The sequence below is a fragment of the Pontibacter toksunensis genome (assembly GCF_042686245.1).
Lineage (GTDB): Bacteria > Bacteroidota > Bacteroidia > Cytophagales > Hymenobacteraceae > Pontibacter > Pontibacter toksunensis.
In genome coordinates this window covers 1-17656 of sequence record NZ_JBHUOX010000031.1, presented here as the reverse complement: position 1 = coordinate 17656, position 17656 = coordinate 1, and the positions used below count along the sequence as shown (strand labels likewise).

15 protein-coding genes are annotated in these 17656 nt (G+C 44.2%); 6 read left to right on the top strand and 9 right to left on the bottom strand.

Features of this window, described 5'->3' with window-relative positions:
* Positions 1-34: 34 nt before the first annotated feature.
* The gene (locus tag ACFS7Z_RS24380; RefSeq protein WP_377491023.1) at positions 35-916 is read right to left on the bottom strand and encodes a helix-turn-helix domain-containing protein; all 882 of its coding nucleotides are present in this window, start codon (positions 914-916) and stop codon (positions 35-37) included.
* Between the two features lie 244 nt (positions 917-1160).
* Here ACFS7Z_RS24380 and ACFS7Z_RS24375 point away from each other — a divergent pair, with 244 nt between their 5' ends.
* Positions 1161-1490 carry a DinB/UmuC family translesion DNA polymerase gene (locus ACFS7Z_RS24375; RefSeq protein WP_377491020.1) on the top strand — a complete coding sequence of 110 codons (330 nt, stop codon included), beginning with the start codon at positions 1161-1163 and terminating at the stop codon, positions 1488-1490.
* A gap of 478 nt (positions 1491-1968) precedes the next feature.
* Here ACFS7Z_RS24375 and ACFS7Z_RS24370 read toward each other — a convergent pair whose 3' ends face one another.
* Positions 1969-2376 (bottom strand): hypothetical protein, encoded by a 408-nt coding sequence (locus tag ACFS7Z_RS24370; protein WP_377491018.1) that lies wholly within the window; start codon positions 2374-2376, stop codon positions 1969-1971.
* Between the two features lie 164 nt (positions 2377-2540).
* A complete protein-coding gene (locus ACFS7Z_RS24365; RefSeq protein WP_377491015.1) occupies positions 2541-2888 on the bottom strand; it encodes a hypothetical protein in 348 nt (115 codons plus the stop codon).
* A 202-nt stretch (positions 2889-3090) separates the two neighbouring features.
* Here ACFS7Z_RS24365 and ACFS7Z_RS24360 point away from each other — a divergent pair, with 202 nt between their 5' ends.
* Positions 3091-8007 carry a RecQ family ATP-dependent DNA helicase gene (locus tag ACFS7Z_RS24360; protein ID WP_377491012.1) on the top strand — a complete coding sequence of 1639 codons (4917 nt, stop codon included), beginning with the start codon at positions 3091-3093 and terminating at the stop codon, positions 8005-8007.
* Between the two features lie 308 nt (positions 8008-8315).
* On the opposite strand, the gene ACFS7Z_RS24355 is transcribed toward ACFS7Z_RS24360, so the two are convergent.
* Positions 8316-8765 (bottom strand): hypothetical protein, encoded by a 450-nt coding sequence (locus ACFS7Z_RS24355; RefSeq protein WP_377491009.1) that lies wholly within the window; start codon positions 8763-8765, stop codon positions 8316-8318.
* 157 nt (positions 8766-8922) lie between these two features.
* On the opposite strand from ACFS7Z_RS24355, the gene ACFS7Z_RS24350 reads away from it, so the two are divergent.
* A protein-coding gene (locus ACFS7Z_RS24350; RefSeq protein WP_377491006.1) for an IS5 family transposase occupies positions 8923-9673 on the top strand; the annotation gives its coding sequence in 2 pieces (ribosomal slippage) (positions 8923-9249 and positions 9251-9673; 750 coding nt in all).
* Here ACFS7Z_RS24350 and ACFS7Z_RS24345 read toward each other — a convergent pair.
* From ACFS7Z_RS24345 to ACFS7Z_RS24325, 5 genes are all read right to left on the bottom strand, one after another.
* Positions 9670-10332 carry a phospholipase D family protein gene (locus ACFS7Z_RS24345; protein ID WP_377491003.1) on the bottom strand — a complete coding sequence of 221 codons (663 nt, stop codon included), beginning with the start codon at positions 10330-10332 and terminating at the stop codon, positions 9670-9672. The genes ACFS7Z_RS24350 and ACFS7Z_RS24345 overlap by 4 nt on opposite strands.
* A gap of 125 nt (positions 10333-10457) precedes the next feature.
* Entirely contained in the window at positions 10458-11840 is a 1383-nt protein-coding gene (locus tag ACFS7Z_RS24340; protein ID WP_377491000.1) for an McrC family protein, read from the bottom strand.
* Positions 11833-13341 carry an AAA family ATPase gene (locus ACFS7Z_RS24335; protein ID WP_377490997.1) on the bottom strand — a complete coding sequence of 503 codons (1509 nt, stop codon included), beginning with the start codon at positions 13339-13341 and terminating at the stop codon, positions 11833-11835. The genes ACFS7Z_RS24340 and ACFS7Z_RS24335 overlap by 8 nt, the downstream gene beginning before the upstream one ends.
* The gene (locus ACFS7Z_RS24330; RefSeq protein ID WP_377490994.1) at positions 13283-13756 is read right to left on the bottom strand and encodes a hypothetical protein; all 474 of its coding nucleotides are present in this window, start codon (positions 13754-13756) and stop codon (positions 13283-13285) included. Before ACFS7Z_RS24330 ends, ACFS7Z_RS24335 begins: the two co-directional genes overlap by 59 nt.
* A 300-nt stretch (positions 13757-14056) precedes the next feature.
* Positions 14057-14287 carry an EVE domain-containing protein gene (locus ACFS7Z_RS24325; RefSeq protein ID WP_377490991.1) on the bottom strand — a complete coding sequence of 77 codons (231 nt, stop codon included), beginning with the start codon at positions 14285-14287 and terminating at the stop codon, positions 14057-14059.
* A gap of 503 nt (positions 14288-14790) precedes the next feature.
* On the opposite strand from ACFS7Z_RS24325, the gene ACFS7Z_RS24320 reads away from it, so the two are divergent.
* The 3 genes from ACFS7Z_RS24320 (at position 14791) to ACFS7Z_RS24310 (ending at position 17490) form a co-directional block, all read left to right on the top strand.
* Positions 14791-15348: a hypothetical protein gene (locus ACFS7Z_RS24320; RefSeq protein WP_377490988.1), complete on the top strand. Its 558-nt coding sequence runs from the start codon at positions 14791-14793 to the stop codon at positions 15346-15348.
* Positions 15349-15435: 87 nt separating this feature from the next.
* Positions 15436-16644 carry a type I restriction enzyme HsdR N-terminal domain-containing protein gene (locus tag ACFS7Z_RS24315; protein ID WP_377490985.1) on the top strand — a complete coding sequence of 403 codons (1209 nt, stop codon included), beginning with the start codon at positions 15436-15438 and terminating at the stop codon, positions 16642-16644.
* Positions 16645-16734: 90 nt separating this feature from the next.
* Complete coding sequence (locus tag ACFS7Z_RS24310) at positions 16735-17490, top strand: hypothetical protein (protein ID WP_377490982.1); 756 nt, start codon at positions 16735-16737, stop codon at positions 17488-17490.
* Positions 17491-17656: the final 166 nt, after the last annotated feature.

Sequence of the window (17656 nt, the reverse complement as noted above, 5' to 3'; positions counted from 1 at the left end):
ATAAAGCACCCATAGTCTTGGAAAAATGCGACAGCTAAAAAACATACAATTTACCAGCAGCTTGAAGCGTGCCAGACATTGAATCGAGTGTAATATTATCGTTGTCCTTCTTGAAAGAGTATAAGAATTTTTCATATTCATCGAAAAATTGCCCGGGGCTTACACCAAAAACTTTTCGGAAATGATTGATAAAATGAGGCTGATCGTAATAACCTGCTTCTGTTATTACATCTAAAATGTGTTTTTTAGAAAGTGTAAGCTGCCTGAAAGCAAAGTTAAACTGCATTATCTTGGAATAGGCTTTAGGGGAAATCCCCACAGCTTCTAAAAATCTCCTCTCCAAGCTCCTAGTGCTGATTCGCAACGAAGCTGCCAAATCCTTTACTAATATGCTGCCTCTTGACAGATTAATTAAATTGATAGCTTCTGCAATACTACTGTTGTCCTGCCATTTCTTAGCTATCATCCTTCTACAAAGAAATTCTTCTACAAGGTGGATTTGTCTTACTGGATTAGTTTCATTGACTACTTGTCGGTAAAGCATGGTGGCAGTATTGCAACATATGTCTTCAAGCGGTAATACCTGCCCTGTTGTCTCCTGCTGAGGTACCCCAAAGAACTGGTGAATAGCATTGGGAGTCAGTTCAAGCCCGATAACATTTACTTCCCCTTCTTTTACCCAATGACGAGCTATCTCAAACTGCTGACCTGAAACATACACACCTCCACTTGCAGTCAGTTCTGTAGAATTTGGTCTCAGAGTAGTATAAGCTCCGCTCCCCCAGAATAAAGACAGAAATACATTGCCTGTGGGAATAGCGGTCATGGAAGATAAACCATCAGGATTCACAGTAAATTGATGGATCTGCTTTATGTAAGGCCGTAAAAGCTGTTGCTGTGGTTGATGGAGTCTCATAAACTGCTCTATTGAAGTTTATACAACAATCAAAAATGAAACAAGAACTTGGTGTTCAATCAAAAGACAAATAGACAGCAAATAGAAAATGCTGTTATAGAGGAAAAGTAAACCTTAAGTCAGGGAGAACTAGATCAGTTATCAGTTTAGGAGTATTTTATATAACTTTTATACGCAAGATTGTAATTATGTTTTACCTTCATTTAAAAATTTATTTGATATACCTACATTAAAGCGAATATTGATGGAAATTTATAAAGAAGTTAAACAAGATTTTTCAGATCAGAAACCGCTCCTCCCGCAGCTTCGTCAAGAAATCAAGTATTTAAATGTTCTTGAAGATCTGCACTTGGTGACAGCCACCCATGCCGCCAAATGCGCCCTGAAATTGCGGCAACAAGGAAGCTACGCCAGCCTCCTTACCGTCTTAATTAACTTTCATAAGTTCTTTGAGCACGACAGGCAGTATACTAACAGCAAGACCCAATTCCTGCCTGCTGCCACCAACTCTGACATCGAGCTTATCCACTACGCCAACATCGCCCTGAAAGCCATCTATCGCGACGGCTACTAGTATATGAAGTCCGGTGTATGCGTCCCTGAAATCGTGCCCGAGAATCAGGTGCAGCTTAATTTGTTGTATACAGTAGGAAAAAGCACGTGAAGCTGATGGTGGTAATAGGTGACCTGACCGACAGGTTCGGGAGAGGCAAAGTGAGCTTGACGACACAGGGAGAAATGTATGGCTGCTCCGACCCGACATGAAATCTCCATGCTATTCGACCCGCTTAAGCGAAATACAGACGGTGTATGTGAGGTACCGTTGAAAGCCCATCTCTGTTCTCTGAAGTCAGCATAAACCTTTTCAGAAAGAAAAACAGCCGTTGAAGTACAAAGGCCTTAAAGGCTTCCTGTACTTCAACGGCTGTAGTCATTGTGGTTTAGTGTTGGATATGCCTCTATAGAAGTGAGGCCATCACAGGATAAACCCTTAACTGATGTCCATCGCGCTTATTGCAGGGATGTTGGGCAACAGCATGAATCCGTAGTCACTACACCACCATGTCGTCATCAAGAACATATTTCTCCAGGTCTGTGACTTGCATCAACGTGTACACATACTCCTTCGCCAAAACGGTGTGGCACTTGCTATATGACGGCATAGGGTCGTGCCGTAGTGGCTTTACCCAAACCCCATCCTCCCCCACTTCGTGCAGTGGGTTGCCTTTTCTGAATTTGATAGCTAGGATATAGCCTTCCACCTCGTCTCTTTCATTGTCATGTATTGGTATAGCCTGGTACTCCATTCCTAACTGGAAGCCAAGGTAGTCCAGCGCCATATAGTAACTTGATGGTTTGCACTTCACTATGTACTTTTCAATGACCTTGATGGCCTGGTGCTCTGGAAAGCGCTTTACTAAGTCTGCAACCTCGCGGTTGAATGCAATTATATGTTCCATGATGTTTCATTATTTAAGAAGTTAATATTAGTGCTGGCCGGTCACCAGTTGTACCAGCCAGCTTTCTTTAAATTATGTTATTGGCTGCCACAAAGGCATTTTTTAGGTCGCACCTTATCGTACCGCTTTTATGAGTACAATAAGGTGCGAACGGTGCGAGACTATCAGGCAGCGCTGCAGTGCTCTGATCCTACAAAGTAGAAGTCAACATCCTTGGCTCTCCTGCACAGGTTCACCAGTTCCACATCCAGCGGAAGCCTTACATAGCTCAGGCCTATTTCAGTTTGAATTACCGGCGCTGTCCGGAGCACGTTCCGCAGATAGTGCTCGCATGACTCCAGAACTCCGGACAACAGCAGGTTTTCATACTCAAAACCGTGTTCACTGCAGTGGGTCTGCGCCTGCTGTTTCAATTTTTCGACCTGAAGAAGGTATTTATCGCGCATCACATGAATCCAAACCTTCCTTTGCTGGTGAATGCCGCGTTGCAACTCATTTACGCGTGGATCCAATATTAAGAAGCATGGTTTTAGTAGATAGGCTTTCCTCTTTCATTTTAGAATTATTTGTAGATGACTCAATAAATAAATTAGTTCAACGGATAAACTCAATTATCTAAGTTCCAAATAATAATAAGAATTAAGCAAGTGTATTATTTTTATTAAATTAGGACGCTTTTTAAATAATAGGAATTTTTGAATATTAATATTTAAATTGCAGAAAAAGACTTTAAACCAAGACCCCGGCCTGAAGCGGATGGAACGTATTGCTTTTTTTGATCTGGAAGTAACAAAACAGCCTAAAGCAAGGTTGCAGAGCATTGGAGCCTGGTTTAATGGCCGTACATGGCATTCCAAATCAGTCTATGATTTTGAGCAGTTTCAGCTAGATTCTCAGTTTCTCTGCGGCCATAATATACTGTCGCACGACCTCCCCTTCCTAAAAGCTGCCGGAGGAGTCTCTGAAGGCTTCTTTCGCAAAATGTTTATTGACACGCTTTACCTCTCCCCGCTTTTCTTTCCAAATCGGCCTTATCACCGGCTTGTGAAAGACTACCGGTTAATGAGTGACCACTACAACAACCCTGTGGAAGACTCGAAAATAGCAGCAGACCTTCTGCAGGACTGTATCAGTGCTTACTACAGTATGCCTGTCGTGCTCAGACGGATAATCAACCAACTTCTTTGCACTGATACATCCTTTCGTTCGTTTTTCGAGCTTCTAGATGATAATAGTTCAAGTGAAGAAGACGGGCCGCTTGAAGAACAGATCATGTCATTTTTCCAAAACAGGATCTGTTCTAACGTTGTCCTTTACTCACTTATACTCCAGCTACGGGTTCCTTTAGCCTATGCACTGGTCCTGATAAATGCCCCTGATCAGGGTTCCATTATCCCTCCATGGCTGCTGCACCGTTTCCCGGAGGTGGTTACTGTATTGCAGCTGCTACGGGGCACTGGGTGCCAGCAAGCCTCCTGCCACTACTGCGAAACTTATCTTTCGCCGGTAGCAGGGCTTAAAAGATATTTTGGCTATTCCGGATTTCGGAAGTTTACTCCTGAGGAGCAGACGCCCTTGCAGCAACAGGTAGTGGAAGCAGGCATGAAGGGAGAATCGCTGGTGGCTATCTTCCCGACTGGAGGTGGTAAGTCTCTCACGTTCCAGTTGCCGGCTCTTATGAAAGGCGAGGCAAACCGGGGCTTGACCGTTGTCATCTCACCCCTGCAGGCACTTATGAAAGACCAGGTAGATGTGCTCCGGAACCGTTTCGACATCACCACTGCTGTGGCCATCAACGGGCTGCTTTCTCCGCTGGAGCGAGCCGATGCCATTCAGACGGTTCATGATGGAGGCGCTACCCTTTTGTACATCTCTCCTGAATCCCTGCGCTCCAATACCATTTACCGGTTGTTAAAGGGGCGGCAGATTGAACGGTTTGTAATTGACGAAGCCCACTGCTTTTCTTCCTGGGGACAGGATTTCCGGGTAGACTACCTGTATATCGGTCGCTTTTTAAAAGAACTTGCCGAAGCTAAAAACCTGCAACATCCAATACCTGTTTCCTGCTTTACCGCTACGGCTAAGCCCGAGGTAGTGCAGGACATCATCTCTTACTTTAAAGAGCAGGCGAACTTAGACCTGAAGCTGTATCAGACAACTGCTTCACGGAAGAACCTGATTTACAATGCTTCGAAGGCAGAGGGTAAGGAGGCAAAGCTACAGCAGCTAAAGGACCTGCTACAGGACATTACGGAGCCGGCGATTGTATATGTGAGCAGGACGAAAACCACTGAATACGTAGCCGAAGTACTTAAAAAGGCAGGTATCAAAGCGGCGGCTTTCCACGGCAAGATGGATGCTGACCTGAAAATCCGCATTCAGGACAGCTTTATGAAAGGCGAAATCAACGTTATCGTGGCAACTTCCGCTTTTGGGATGGGAGTTGACAAAGAGAACGTGAAGCTGGTGGTGCACTTTGATATATCTGACTCACTGGAGAACTACATTCAGGAGGCAGGGCGCGCGGGGAGAAAGCCGGAAATGGAGGCTAACTGCCATTTGCTCTTTGACGAGAATGACCTGAACGAGCATTTTGCCTTGCTAAACCAGACGAAGCTCTCTAAAAAAGAAGTAGGACAGATATGGAAAGCGGTAAAAGATTTCAAAAGACTGAAGTTCACCAAGTCGGCTTTAGAGCTGGCCAAGCAGGCTGGCTGGGATACAGACATTATACAACTGGAGACGCAGGTAAAGGCAGCTATAGCCGCTCTGGAAGATGTAGGATACCTGAAGCGGGAAATGAATTCCCCACGGATATTTGCCCAAAGTATCCTGGTGCGGAATGTAGAGGCCGCCAACAAGGTGATTCATGCAAACGCGGACAAATTTCCGGGCGACCAGCTACAACAGGCTATACGGATATTTCAATACCTTATTTCCCGGGAAGACACCATGGTTGACGCCCTGTCTGACCACCTGGGCATCGAAAAGGAAGCCGTAGTCAGAATTCTGCTTCACTTCAAGGAGCTCGGCCTGCTCGGCGACACCAAAGACCTGACGGCTCTGATTAACCCTACCAGAAGTGAAAAGAACTCAGAGCGTTGCTTCCAGCGCTACGCAAAGATTGAAAAGGCGCTGCTGCACATTTTATTGCCATCTGATGAGTCACCGGCTGTTTTCCAGACGCACTTGCGCGACATCAACGAAAAGCTGATTGACCAGGGCTATGAGGATAGCTCTATAGAAGCTATCCGGAACCTGCTGCAATACTGGGAGCATGAGCATTACATCAAGAAAGAACGCATAGATGCCCATACCCTACTCTACCGCATTGCGTTCCGGAAAGAAAAGCAGGAAATAGAGGAAAAGATTCTAGGCCGCCTCACCCGGGCTGCAGACGTGGTGCAATGGCTTAGCAAACAAAACGCCCTTGAGGTAGCAAACAAGCAAAAGCAGGAGGATGCCGCCCTGGAGTTTTCCATGGTGGAAATGAAAAAGCAGGTTGAGCTCAGTAACATCATGCTACCCAAAGTTTCGCTGACGGATTATGAGGCGGTGCTGCTGTACCTGCACATCATCGGGGCCATCAAGCTGGAAGGCGGCCTGTTCGTCCTCTACAATCCCATGACCATCGAACGCCTGATAGATGACAACAGGAAGCAGTACACGCTTGAAGATTATGGCAAGCTGCAGCGGCATTACGAGAAAAAGGTAGAGCAGATTCATATCATGGGTGAGTACGCCAAAAAGCAGCTCCGAAACCATGTGGAGGCCATCAGCTTCGTGGATGATTATTTCCGCCTGGGCTATGAGGCATTTGTGCAACGCCATTTCCGGAATGAAAAAGGCAAACTGAAACAGCCCATTACAGATAAGAAGTACCGGGAAATATTTGCGGCCCTTTCAGCTGACCAGATGCAGGTTATCAAGGACAACAAGAGCCCTAACATTTTAGTGGGCGCCGGTCCTGGCAGCGGAAAAACACGGGTGCTCGTGCACAAGGTGGCCGCCCTGCTGATGATGGAAGATATCAAACCAGAACAGTTCCTGATGCTGACCTTCTCCCGTCCTGCCGCGACAGAATTTAAAGAAAGACTGCAAAAGCTGATTGGCAAGTCTGCTTACCATATTGATATCTACACCTACCACGGCTTTGCTTTCCAGCTTCTGGGCCGCGTAGGCGATCTAAAGAAGTCTGACAATGTCATTAAGCAAGCGACCGAGGGCCTTGTGAATGATGCTATACCCGGTGACCGCCTGAAATGCAAAAGCGTTATTGTGGTGGATGAATACCAGGACATCAGCCAGCAGGAATACGATTTCCTGAGCACCATTATGGAGCTGGCCGAGGATGTACGCGTGATTGTGGTCGGTGATGATGACCAGAACATCTATGAGTTCAGGGGCTCTTCTGTAGCATTTATGCGCGACTTTGAGCGGGACAGGCAGGCAACGAAGTACCTGTTCAGCACAAACTACCGTGCCTGCTTTAACCTTGTGGCGTTCTCGAACCAGTTTCTGAAGCTTTTCAGGTCCGACAGGCTGAAAGCAGGTTTACCGTTGATAGCGCATAACCAGACCTACGGCGATATTTGCCTGACACGCTACACGCCTTCTTCCGACCTGGTCATCCCGTTGGTGCAGGATGTAGTACAAAAGCAATTGACAGGCACCATTGCCGTGCTGACGCACACGAATGAGGAAGCGCTGCTGGTGCAGAACCTGTTGCTCCAGCACGGCATACCTACCCGCCTGATTATGGCGCAGGAAGGATTCTCCTTGCGTCAGCTTCTGGAGCTAAAGTGTTTCAGCTGGTACATCCGCGACAAAATCAGCGGAGAGCTTGGCTTCATTTCAAGTGAAGGATGGGAGCAAACCCGCACCCGGATGGAGCAGGAGTTCTCCTCCTCAGCAAATCTGCAACTGGTGCAGGATGTGATACAGGAGTTTGAGAAAACGCATGGCGAACGGAAGTTCTGGTCTGATTGGCTGGCTTTCTTACAGGAAGCACGCACCGAAGATTTTATATACCCGGAAACGAGCAAAGTGCTGGTTTCTACCATGCACAAGGCCAAAGGAAAAGAATTTGACCATGTATTTTTGCTCCTCCGAAACTACCCCTTAGTGAAGGAGTCAAACAAACGCGTGGTGTATGTGGCTATTACCCGGGCAAAGAAATCCCTGCATATCCATACCGATCAGCCTTACTTCGACCAGATATCGGTGCCTGAATTAAAGAAAACAGTAGAAGAAAACATTTATCCAGTGCCGGAAGAACTACAGCTGGAAATGGGCATGCAGGATGTCTGGCTTAGCTTCTTTAAAAAGCCTGCTACTGTAAAGACTGTAAAGCACATCCAGTCGGGCACCTTATTAGAGGCACCAGAAGCACCTGCAGATGGTCTGTTTATTTCAGGTTTTGCCGCAGTAGCCTTTTCAATGAAATTCAAGGAAAAGCTAAGGCAGCTGATGAAACAAGGCTACACACTGAAGGGTGCTGAAGTAGCGCATGTTGTGGTGTGGTATTGCGAGGATGATGGAAAAGAATACCGGGTGGTCTTGCCGAGGTTACATCTAAAGAAGTTACAGGATGTAGCTTTACAGGTGTTGCCTGAGATGAAAGAGGCCTGACTAAATTAGACTCGCGTCCTGACTTTTGTAATGCGGTAATTACTGCTCAGACTCCTGTAGTGTAAGCTCCCAAAGCCTTCCAGGTACCGTATCAAAAACCAGCTGAAACTGGTAAGGCTCCAGACGCATGAGCTGCATGTAATTTACCAGGGACACTTCCTGACCGGGCTGCTTTTCTCCTCCATTTTAGCTGCGTTAAAGGCCTTACTCAAATCCCTTTTAGACAGTTTAGATTATAGTCTCGGTCAGCATCACCGGAATAATCAGTTTGAAAACCATTTGCACACATCAGAAGCCTTAACTGAGAATTAAAGGCGGAAACTCCCTCTCTTTTGCACTTCATGCCGAGGTATCAAACTGATTATTCCCGTTTCAATCGCTTTCAAATGCTCCATAGTGTTTTTTACTGCAGCACTATTTGACTTGAAGAAATCAGGGTACTTAGTTTTATAGATGTCAATTTTGATACGCTTCATTTGGCCTCCCCAGTACACTGTGCCAGCAGGAAATTTAGACTCGATGTTACCTCTGTGAACAACTTCAAGTGTATCGTAAACATTCTTTCTAAACTTATAATCAGTGTATTCGAGTTGAATGGCAATGCGCCAATAAACGTCACTTGGAAGTATTGTAAGGATTACATTTTGAGTCGTGAACTCTTTGCACATAATGCCTTTTTTCCCATAAAGCTCTTCAAATTCTTGTTTGGGGTATTTAGCAATTAGCTCTTTTAGCAGCAGGTCGTTTATAGAGTCCAAATAAAACGGCTCTTCCTGTTCAGTTGCTATTAGTTTGATTGCCGGAATACTTTCGCTTTTTTCCCCTTCCCCAATTAAAATTTTTTTTGAAGCAGCTAGGTCGTGTTGACTATTACTGAATGATTTTCTGTTGCTGTTGTTTCAGTTTTAAAAGCTTATGCGACGTTACGAAATCAGCGACTATGACTGGCAACGCCTGTCTGCCCTGCTTCCAGACAAGTCCACCGATGTGGGGCGCACAGCCAAAGACAACCGCCAGTTCATCAACGCCGTGCTCTGGATTGCCCGCAGCGGCGCCCCTTGGCGTGACCTTCCCGAGCGCTACGGCCCCTGGAACTCGGTCTACCAGCGCTTCCGGCGCTGGGCCAGGAAAGGCGTCTGGCAGCGTGTCTTCGAAGAACTACAGGAACCAGACCTGGACTGGCTGCTGCTTGACTCCACCACCGTCAGGGCCCACCAGCACGCGGCAGGACAAAAAAACAACGGCGGCGGATGAGTCTCTGGGCCGCAGCCGGGGCGGCTTCTCAACCAAGGTGCACGCCTGCTGCGACGCACTGGGCAACTCCCGCCGGTTCATTCTCTCCCCCGGCCACCATTCAGACCACCGGCAGGCACAGGCCCTGCTGGAAAAGGACAGACCAGGGGCAGTGGTGGCTGACAAGGGCTATGACAGCAGCTCCTTTGCCCAAGTCATTACGGAGCTGGGCGCTGAAGTGGTGGTGCCCTCTCGTTCTAACTCAAAGCAGCCCCGCCTCATTGACGAGAACCTCTACAAAGACCGGAATAAGATAGAGCGCTTCTTCAATAGAATCAAGCACTACCGCCGTATCGCCACCAGATACGACAAGACTGCCTCTAGCTTTCTGGCTTTCCTGCACTTAGCTGCAGCAATGACACTGCTGCTCTAATTGTCAACACAACCTAGTATTGACTTCGCCTCCTGAATACCATCTTCAAATATGGGAGCATCATCAAACTTACTGACTAATACTCCCATCTCACGGTTATTTTTTTCCGAAAATTCGTAAAGATTCATGGAAGTAATTATCATCTCCTTCTCATTGTAGTAGCATTTAGCATGTAAGTTCTCGTAGTAGTAGGGGTTAATTGTTTTTAAGCCCTCAATTTTATTACGCTCTACCTGTGTGAGCTCACTTTTTCCGTATATGAAGTTTATTTTGACTCCTTCTTCAGATTTCTCCTTGAATCTTTCAAACAAATTATTTGATATTTTCAGGTAAGGTGAAACTATCACAAGTTCCTCCTTTGCTTCAACAATAATGTCCTCTATTTTATGAGATATTCCGCTTGTGCGTAAAAATTTGCCCATATTAAAATATTTATGTTTGCTTCCACACCTTAAGATATATACTTCTGCTAATATACAACTCAATGTTTGCCCTCTAAAATAAATGTGAGGGAAAACCATGCAGTAACGCACTAGTGGGTAAATCACCTGGCTGAAAGACAAATCCCTGGCAGACCTCGATAACTTACCTGTCCCGGATGTGTTGGCAGAAGGTATTATTGAAAATCTGGAGGCAGGGTTAGAGAGCTTCAGGACCATATTGGTGGCTTTGGAGAAATAAGCTTATTAAATAAATATTTGCTGCGATAGCTTGTAGCTCTTGCTTTTACACATGCTTGCATGAAAAATAGTATGCGCTACAAGCTATTAATAGCAGGGATAAATCAGTAGCTAGTGCTTGGAAAGACAGAAGACAAAAGTATGCTCCTGATGCTTCGGGACAAACTAGCCTTGGTTTCCTCAAACATTCCAACCAATTCTAAACTTTTACACTTCTCTTGTAACAGCAGCCTCTCATTCAGGATAGGCAGCTGAAAAGCTTTGATTTTTACCTGCTTCCCTCCTGCCAGCTCATCTTCAATCAGCACTTCGCTTACCTGCTCCTGGTATCCCTGGATAGTGTTGGGGTAAAAAAGAATAACCTCCTCAACTTTGAACCTGACAGCATAGGCCAGCATCTGGTAAAGGTCCGACTGCGATATACCTTTCTTCGGGTCTTTATCGTCAGTGTAGACAATCTTGTATTTAGTATCTGCTATAACACTTCTGGAGCCTATCTCCAGAAGCAGGTCCGGGCGAAGGGCAAAAGCTCCTTCCTTGTCCAGGTACTTGGAGCTAACCTGCGCCTTTGCCTGCACCTCCTTCACTTCCTTTTCTATGAACCCAAAGATGAAATCTTCAAAGACATACTCCATGGGAAGCAGGAATGCGAAAAGCTTCAGGTCATTCTTGTAGCTAAACGAAACGCTGCTGCTCAGAAACAGGTAACAATAGTCGCGCACCGTCTCAAACTCACCGAACATAGGATTAAACTGCAGACTGGCACACTCTTCTGCGGTAGCCCTGACATCACTCACCTCGTCCAGAATAAACGGAATCTCCCGCAGGTACTTCTTATTTTCTGAGCTGGTGGTGTTCCTGAAAAGCAAGTTTGCCACATACTTGATAATCCTGTTAAACTTATTGTCCAGGACAAAAGCATCATAGGTGCAGTTCAGCTTATGCCACCTGCCCCTAGCAATGTTCTCGTTGATATAGTCGTTTGTGTTCAGGCGTCCTTTAATGAAGGGCAGCTCATTGTTTACCTCTTCATATTGCTGATAGATGGAGCTAGTCAGCAGCTGCCGGGTGTATTTGGCGAACAGGTAAATCAGTATCTCGAAGAAGTCACTCTTAACATCTCCTAATGAAGTTTGATAGTTGGGAAATTTAATCTTCCGACAGTAGCTCAGCCACCACAATATGTGGTGCTGCATGGCATGAACCGCTTCAGTGGAATTATCAGCGTCTGCCCTATAAAAAATTTTCGGCAGCAGGTTAATACGCTGCCCTTCAAAATGGATTACCCCCACATATTTGTTAGACTTAATCTCCTTTGTTTTGTGGAGAAACTGAACAAACTGCTGCGCTTCTATCTGGCCTGCCTGCCCACCTAAGTAAAAGTCTGTCTTCTCCCTGTTCTTCCAGACAACATCCAGAAACTCCTCAAGCCCCTCCAGAGAGGCCGGGTTTTCCGCCTTATTCTGATATTCATACAGGTTAAGCACGCTTCCCCCTTATTCTGAGTGGCCAGGTGTTATCCTCTGCTTCAAGGCCAGCATTCACCAGAATACTTTTCACCTCTTTCTCATCGTTTATGAAGTACTCCAGGAGCAGCGGAATTACTTTCTTGTTCATTCGCTCTACTAAATTGCTGTTCTCTCCCATGAAGTAGGCATGCCCAATCTGAAAATCATGTCCCTTTAGCTCAATCACCTTCTTGTTGATTTTCTCCAACACGTCGGTGTCATGAACCTCCTGCCCGTCAAGCTGGTATTTCGGATACATGGCCTCAAACTCAAATCGCCTGCGCAGTGCTATGTCCAGCAGGGCGATGGACTTGTCTGCCGTATTCATTGTTCCGATGATGTAGAGGTTAGAGGGCACCACAAATTCCTCTCCTGAAGGAAGCGTGCACCTAAGCGGAATGGCACCATGGGAGCGTTTATCAGGCTCGATCAGCGTAATGAGCTCTCCAAACACTCTGGAGATATTAGCTCTGTTGATTTCGTCTATGATGATGACGTAGTTCTGCTTCTTTACTGCTGCAGGAACTTCAGCATCTCTTGGTATATGCTTCAGGATGCTTTGATAAACTTTGAAGTAGTAAGTCGCATGCTGGTTGGCTAATCCTGAAATTGTCTTTAGCTTTTTAACATCCTGCCCGCTCGTAACACTGTTCCGGTCAAACTCCCGCAAATCACTAAACTTCATCCTGTTGCCATTGGAAATCCTGGTCCACTTTTCACCTATGTAGCGAAAGGCCTCTTCCTCTACCTCGATGATAGAAGCCGTTTCATTAATTTTGAAGTTCTCCTCTCCTTCCTGCACCTCCTCTATAAACCGCTCCAGGGCCTTTTCGAACAGCAGTTCTCTTGACACTTCTTCAGGTCCCTTTTTAGACAGGTTCAGGTTTTTAAGCCCCCTGTCGGCAATGCGCTTAAATACACCGTCCACTTTGTTGAACGAAAGCTCCGCGCCGTTATCTGTGTCGGGTCTAAGGCCCTGAATAAAATCTTCGTAGCTGTAGTTCTGATGGAAGGTGATAAACTCTATTCTTTCACCCAGGTTATCATTGAAGATTTTCATGGCCTCTTCGTAATCTTCTACTGGCCTGTTTTCAATGATTTCGGCGGCCCTTAGAAGTGTAGTGTAAGTTTTCCCTGTTCCTGGAGGGCCATAAAAGATGGTATTCAAAGGATGAGTTACTTGAGGCAAGGTTGAACCGTTATCTTTCATATAACTTAGCAGCCATTCATAATATTTTTCAAACTCTGGATGTTCATCAGCAGGATACTTAGTGATATCCGTCAGTGTTTTCTGAACAAGTGCATGATCAACGGGCCAGTTTCCTTTCTTCACCCATTGCACATTTCTGCATTTCTGAAAAGAATCCCTTGTGTTATCATAGTAGTAGTCAGAGGTAACTTCACCGTAACCTAACAATTCTCTAATTCCCTTTTTGACTATGATGATATCTCCAACCGCTATGGTATTTTTTAAAATCAAAGTTTGCTATTGTGTCATTACTTTTAGAGCTATCGGAATTCTCTATTTCCTTTAGCCTTGCTGCAATCTCCTCTTTAGAAGCAAATTGGTTAATGTCTCCCAGCTTGTCCCACCCTAAACCCATTATTCCAAGGCTATAAAACTCTTCCCATTTGCTTGCATTTGTGCCGGGAGAGTAAAGCCAATACTTCTTCGTTTGAGGGTGACTATTCTCCCCTTTAAAAACGAATTCAACCCATTTATTCCAAGGTGCGCTATACCAGTTATTTTCCTCTGAATTTAGAGCCTTCCATTTTTGCTTGAATTCAGCTTCTAACTTATGATTTATGACACCTACTAGGTCTTTATTTTCCCAAATCAGAAAGTCTGCATCACAAACTCCATTCTCAATAAACCACCTTTCAATCGAAGGCATCTTACTAAGATATTCGCTGGATGTGGAAGAATTCTTATGAGCTCCTGATAAAAAGTTCTTGAAGTGATTTATGTCTTGACTAACTTCCTTTAAGCGCAATAAGTATTCGAATACTTCTGGTGTTAACTCTCTTGATGTTATGCCTTGTGGTCTATTGAAAAAAGAAAACTGAAGTGTGTTCTCTGGAAGCCAGTAAGACCCAAGTATTATGTTTCTTGGAATAGGAGAATCGAGTAATTTTTCGACAAATGATAGTTTAACTCTTAAGGCTTCCTCACCGTATTTCGTCTTGTTTATAGCTTATAATTTAGCTCTTTCTTCAGCTTCTGGTAATAACTTTGGGGTATCAGCAATCTCTCCAAATGCATAGACTCCTGCCTCTTTACCAGAGATCCACAGTATGAACTTGTCTCCAACTTTGATATCATTCTTATGCTGCTTATCGATTAGCCAAGTTCCATCATTATGTTCTTTTAATTCTGAAATAGAATCCCAAGAACTTGGGTTACAATGAAAAGCCCAGTAATTCATATTTTATTTTTTTATACCGCTGACAACTGCAAGAAAGTTAAAACAACATATTTTATGATTACTCTTTCCTGCTCTTCCACCTTCTTAGGTTTGAGAAATTTCCTATTTCCTACATACCATAATTTTATCAGATAAGCACATCAAACTATATAAAATATATCAAAAGCTTTATATTGCCTTGGCAAGCAAACCTTATGTTACAACCAGCTAAAGAAAATACTAACCACACATTAGATATAGGAAAGTAGTTCTTCAAAGAAATGATTGCGTCCCATTGTTTTTTTAAGACCAGAATATCAGAGGCCTTATGTATGGGGGAAGACATAACAACTGCTTCGGAGCAAAATCAAAACAAGGAATACTTTCTTCGGTGTATGATCTGGGCTTATATCTTAGAGGTGAAATAATAAAGAATTAAGCCAGTTTGAATGCTACTATTGCTAGCACGTTGATTATTTAAAATAATATTTTTCTACAACATTAACATAAATAGCCATCAATTAATGACAACTCTTAATCAAAAGCCGATGCTTCAGCAATGGTTGAAAGAAAACCCTGGATGCTCTATAAACGATTACTTTAAAGAATATGGTGAGCCACCAATCCAATCCCACATTCACCACACAAGTGTCGCTACAACTGCCCCTATTACTTTAGAAACCCCTTCGTCTTTAGGCTTCTTCATTACGCCTCTAAAATTGGTGCTCTTCACTCTTATGGCTGTGATTGGTCTCATGGCATTAACTAATCCAGATGATACAAGGCACAAGGAAGTACTTAAACAAGAGCTAATAAATGCAATGGGCTCAGAGAGTAAAGCTGGCGAAGCAACGAAGGACACAGGTTATGAGGCACTTGCTGAATTTGCAGGCCGTTCAATTGCTATGCAATTTGCAGATGTGGCAGTAAACAGCATGGTTAGTGTTGACAACTATGTGCTCTTCTCCCTTACTAATGTAACTTTTGATGGTTTTACGAATACAATCGGAGTTGGCGTTTTAGGTAACGTCTATGTATCCCGAGATTTGATGGATAAAGTCAAAGAGCACATGGACAAATAAAAGTTAATCCTCTTTGTCCTTCTGTCGAAATATTATGACTAAGCTTTCATAGCTATTCTTAGCTGTTGCTTTAACCTCATTTTATATATGAAAATTGACCTAAGCAGCTTCTTCACTACTCCAGACTACACTAGAAACGGGATTCCATGCTTCTTATGCGAATCAAGAAAGAAACTGATTCAAAATACTCCTGAGGAAAAGGTAAGGCAAGCGGTTCTCCGTTACCTCATATGTGAGTTAAGAGTGCCGGCGGAGAGAGCTTTAGTGGAGGTACCCATGTCTCACTATGTCAAAGGCGCATCTGGTCGTGCAGATATTATCGTCACAGATAAGGATGGTAAACCGGTATTAATAGTGGAGTGCAAAGAGGAAAATTGCGATGTAACAGACGAAGCTATCGCGCAAGCTAGGCGGTATGATACCATTTTAAAATCAGGGTCAATTATGGTGACAAATGGAAGACACGCATACTTCGAAGTACAGGATGGCCTCGGCTATAAACAGTTGCGCAAAATTCCCTCATATAGAAACCTGACGAAGTGGAGGTGGTTTAGCTTTATGAAACAAGAGACAGAGCCATTCCGCTGCCTCCCCATCAAAGCTCCTATTCCAGAATCAACGGTTGACTTATATATAAAGGAGGGTTGTTTAGGAGAGGACACGTCCCTATCCTTGCATCCCTTTATTTTTAACCTTAGAGGTTGGCTTAACGACACACAAGACCAGGTGGCCCCCGCAGCAATAACGGCGGTAAACATACTAAAGGACGCGGGGCTTCGTCGTTCTCAGTTCGGCAATGCCGGGGGAGGAAAGTTTTCTGGTGAGTATCGCTATTTTGTGTTAGAGGATGCACTTGGTAATAACCAAATAGTATCCATCAGCATTTTTGGAGGCTCCAAAACTATCAACCACCCACATTGGGGCAACAGAAAGGGCTACACTTATCTTACTGTGGCAATAGATGACTTTGAAAGCAGTCATATGTCATTGGAATTGAACCTGGACAAGTTCGTAGATCTGCGTGGTAGAAATGCTATTATCTGGCACAACGGTGCCTTGACAAATGGAAAGCTTGGGCAAACCCCAAGACAGAAAGTACTTGAGTTCATTCAAAAAGAAGCACCTCATTTAGTCTTGGATGGTAAAATTATTTTAGGGGAAATTGATACCGGAGAGGAAATAAAATCAGAAAACAAAGCCACTACAGATTTCCTAAGCAGGCTTATACTGTACGCGCTTCTTAGAGACACATACCGTAAAATAGCTAGAAAGAAACAGGCATATTGTACCCTATGATTTAACCCACTTTTTCAAGGCTTTTACTTAACGCGTTGCTACAAAGAATCATCATCTCTCAACCATTTTCAAAGGTTTAGCGCTTAATCAATGAATTATAAGGAACAGCTAGAGAGTACCCAGTGGAAAAATAAGCGGAATGCTATTTTGGAACGGGACCAATACAGGTGTCAGGAATGCTATAATAAGAGTCTTATTGAGAGATCTAGGATTTCGTTTCATGGTGCCGGCACAGCGCAAAACAAGGTTGTTTATATTGTTTTTGACATAGAAACAGGAAGGTCATATCGATGCAAAACAGGGTATGGGAATGCATTTATAAGCGAATTGCTTAAAATCTCTGAGCACTATTCGTTACTCTCTTTGACTACTGGCGACGATGTGTTCTGTAGATTGATAGCAACCGTAGTTTTACCTGTGCGGCTCTCTTACCCTAAGGATATAACGGATGAGACAGCACTACGGGTAGAGAAGCAGAAAACACAGGAGTTATACCTTAAGTCTCTGACGCCAAAGGAGCTGAAAGAAATCAGGTGGATAGACACAAAAAGCCTTCACATCCACCACAGGTACTACCAGGTCGGAAAGCTAGCGTGGGAGTACCCTGATTTGGCTTTGACTACCCTTTGCTGGGAATGCCATGAGAAACTACATGCAGAAACAGAAATCGATGTGCTTACTGAGCAAGGTGAAATCATTGGTCACAGAAAAGTATGCGTTAGGTGTCACGGGGCAGGCTGGTTTCCCGAATATAACCATGTAAAAGAAGGAGTATGTTTTCGATGCAATGGAAGAAGATTTGAAGACTCTTCTTACCAACACTTCTATCAAGTTGTCAGCTCTTAGCTTTTTTACAAACACCTGATTTAGTAGATGTGAATTAATATAACTAATATATTTAGCTTTTATAATTCTTGTTTACGTATTTGCTAACATTATTAGCAACAACTACTACATGTTGGATATATGTGCAGCGCAAAAGTCATCCCTATTTCCCCGCATCTCTTGGAGC

Excerpts from the sequence above, each read along its gene's own strand:
- ACFS7Z_RS24370 (WP_377491018.1), bottom strand. The coding sequence starts at position 2,376 with ATGGAACATATAATTGCATTCAACCGCGAGGTTGCAGACTTAGTAAAG.
- ACFS7Z_RS24325 (WP_377490991.1), bottom strand. The coding sequence starts at position 14,287 with ATGAATTACTGGGCTTTTCATTGTAACCCAAGTTCTTGGGATTCTATT.
- ACFS7Z_RS24345 (WP_377491003.1), bottom strand. The coding sequence starts at position 10,332 with ATGGTCCTGAAGCTCTCTAACCCTGCCTCCAGATTTTCAATAATACCT.
- ACFS7Z_RS24330 (WP_377490994.1), bottom strand. The coding sequence starts at position 13,756 with ATGCCTTCGATTGAAAGGTGGTTTATTGAGAATGGAGTTTGTGATGCA.
- ACFS7Z_RS24315 (WP_377490985.1), top strand. The coding sequence starts at position 15,436 with ATGAAAATTGACCTAAGCAGCTTCTTCACTACTCCAGACTACACTAGA.
- ACFS7Z_RS24320 (WP_377490988.1), top strand. The coding sequence starts at position 14,791 with ATGACAACTCTTAATCAAAAGCCGATGCTTCAGCAATGGTTGAAAGAA.
- ACFS7Z_RS24380 (WP_377491023.1), bottom strand. The coding sequence starts at position 916 with ATGAGACTCCATCAACCACAGCAACAGCTTTTACGGCCTTACATAAAG.
- ACFS7Z_RS24310 (WP_377490982.1), top strand. The coding sequence starts at position 16,735 with ATGAATTATAAGGAACAGCTAGAGAGTACCCAGTGGAAAAATAAGCGG.
- ACFS7Z_RS24375 (WP_377491020.1), top strand. The coding sequence starts at position 1,161 with ATGGAAATTTATAAAGAAGTTAAACAAGATTTTTCAGATCAGAAACCG.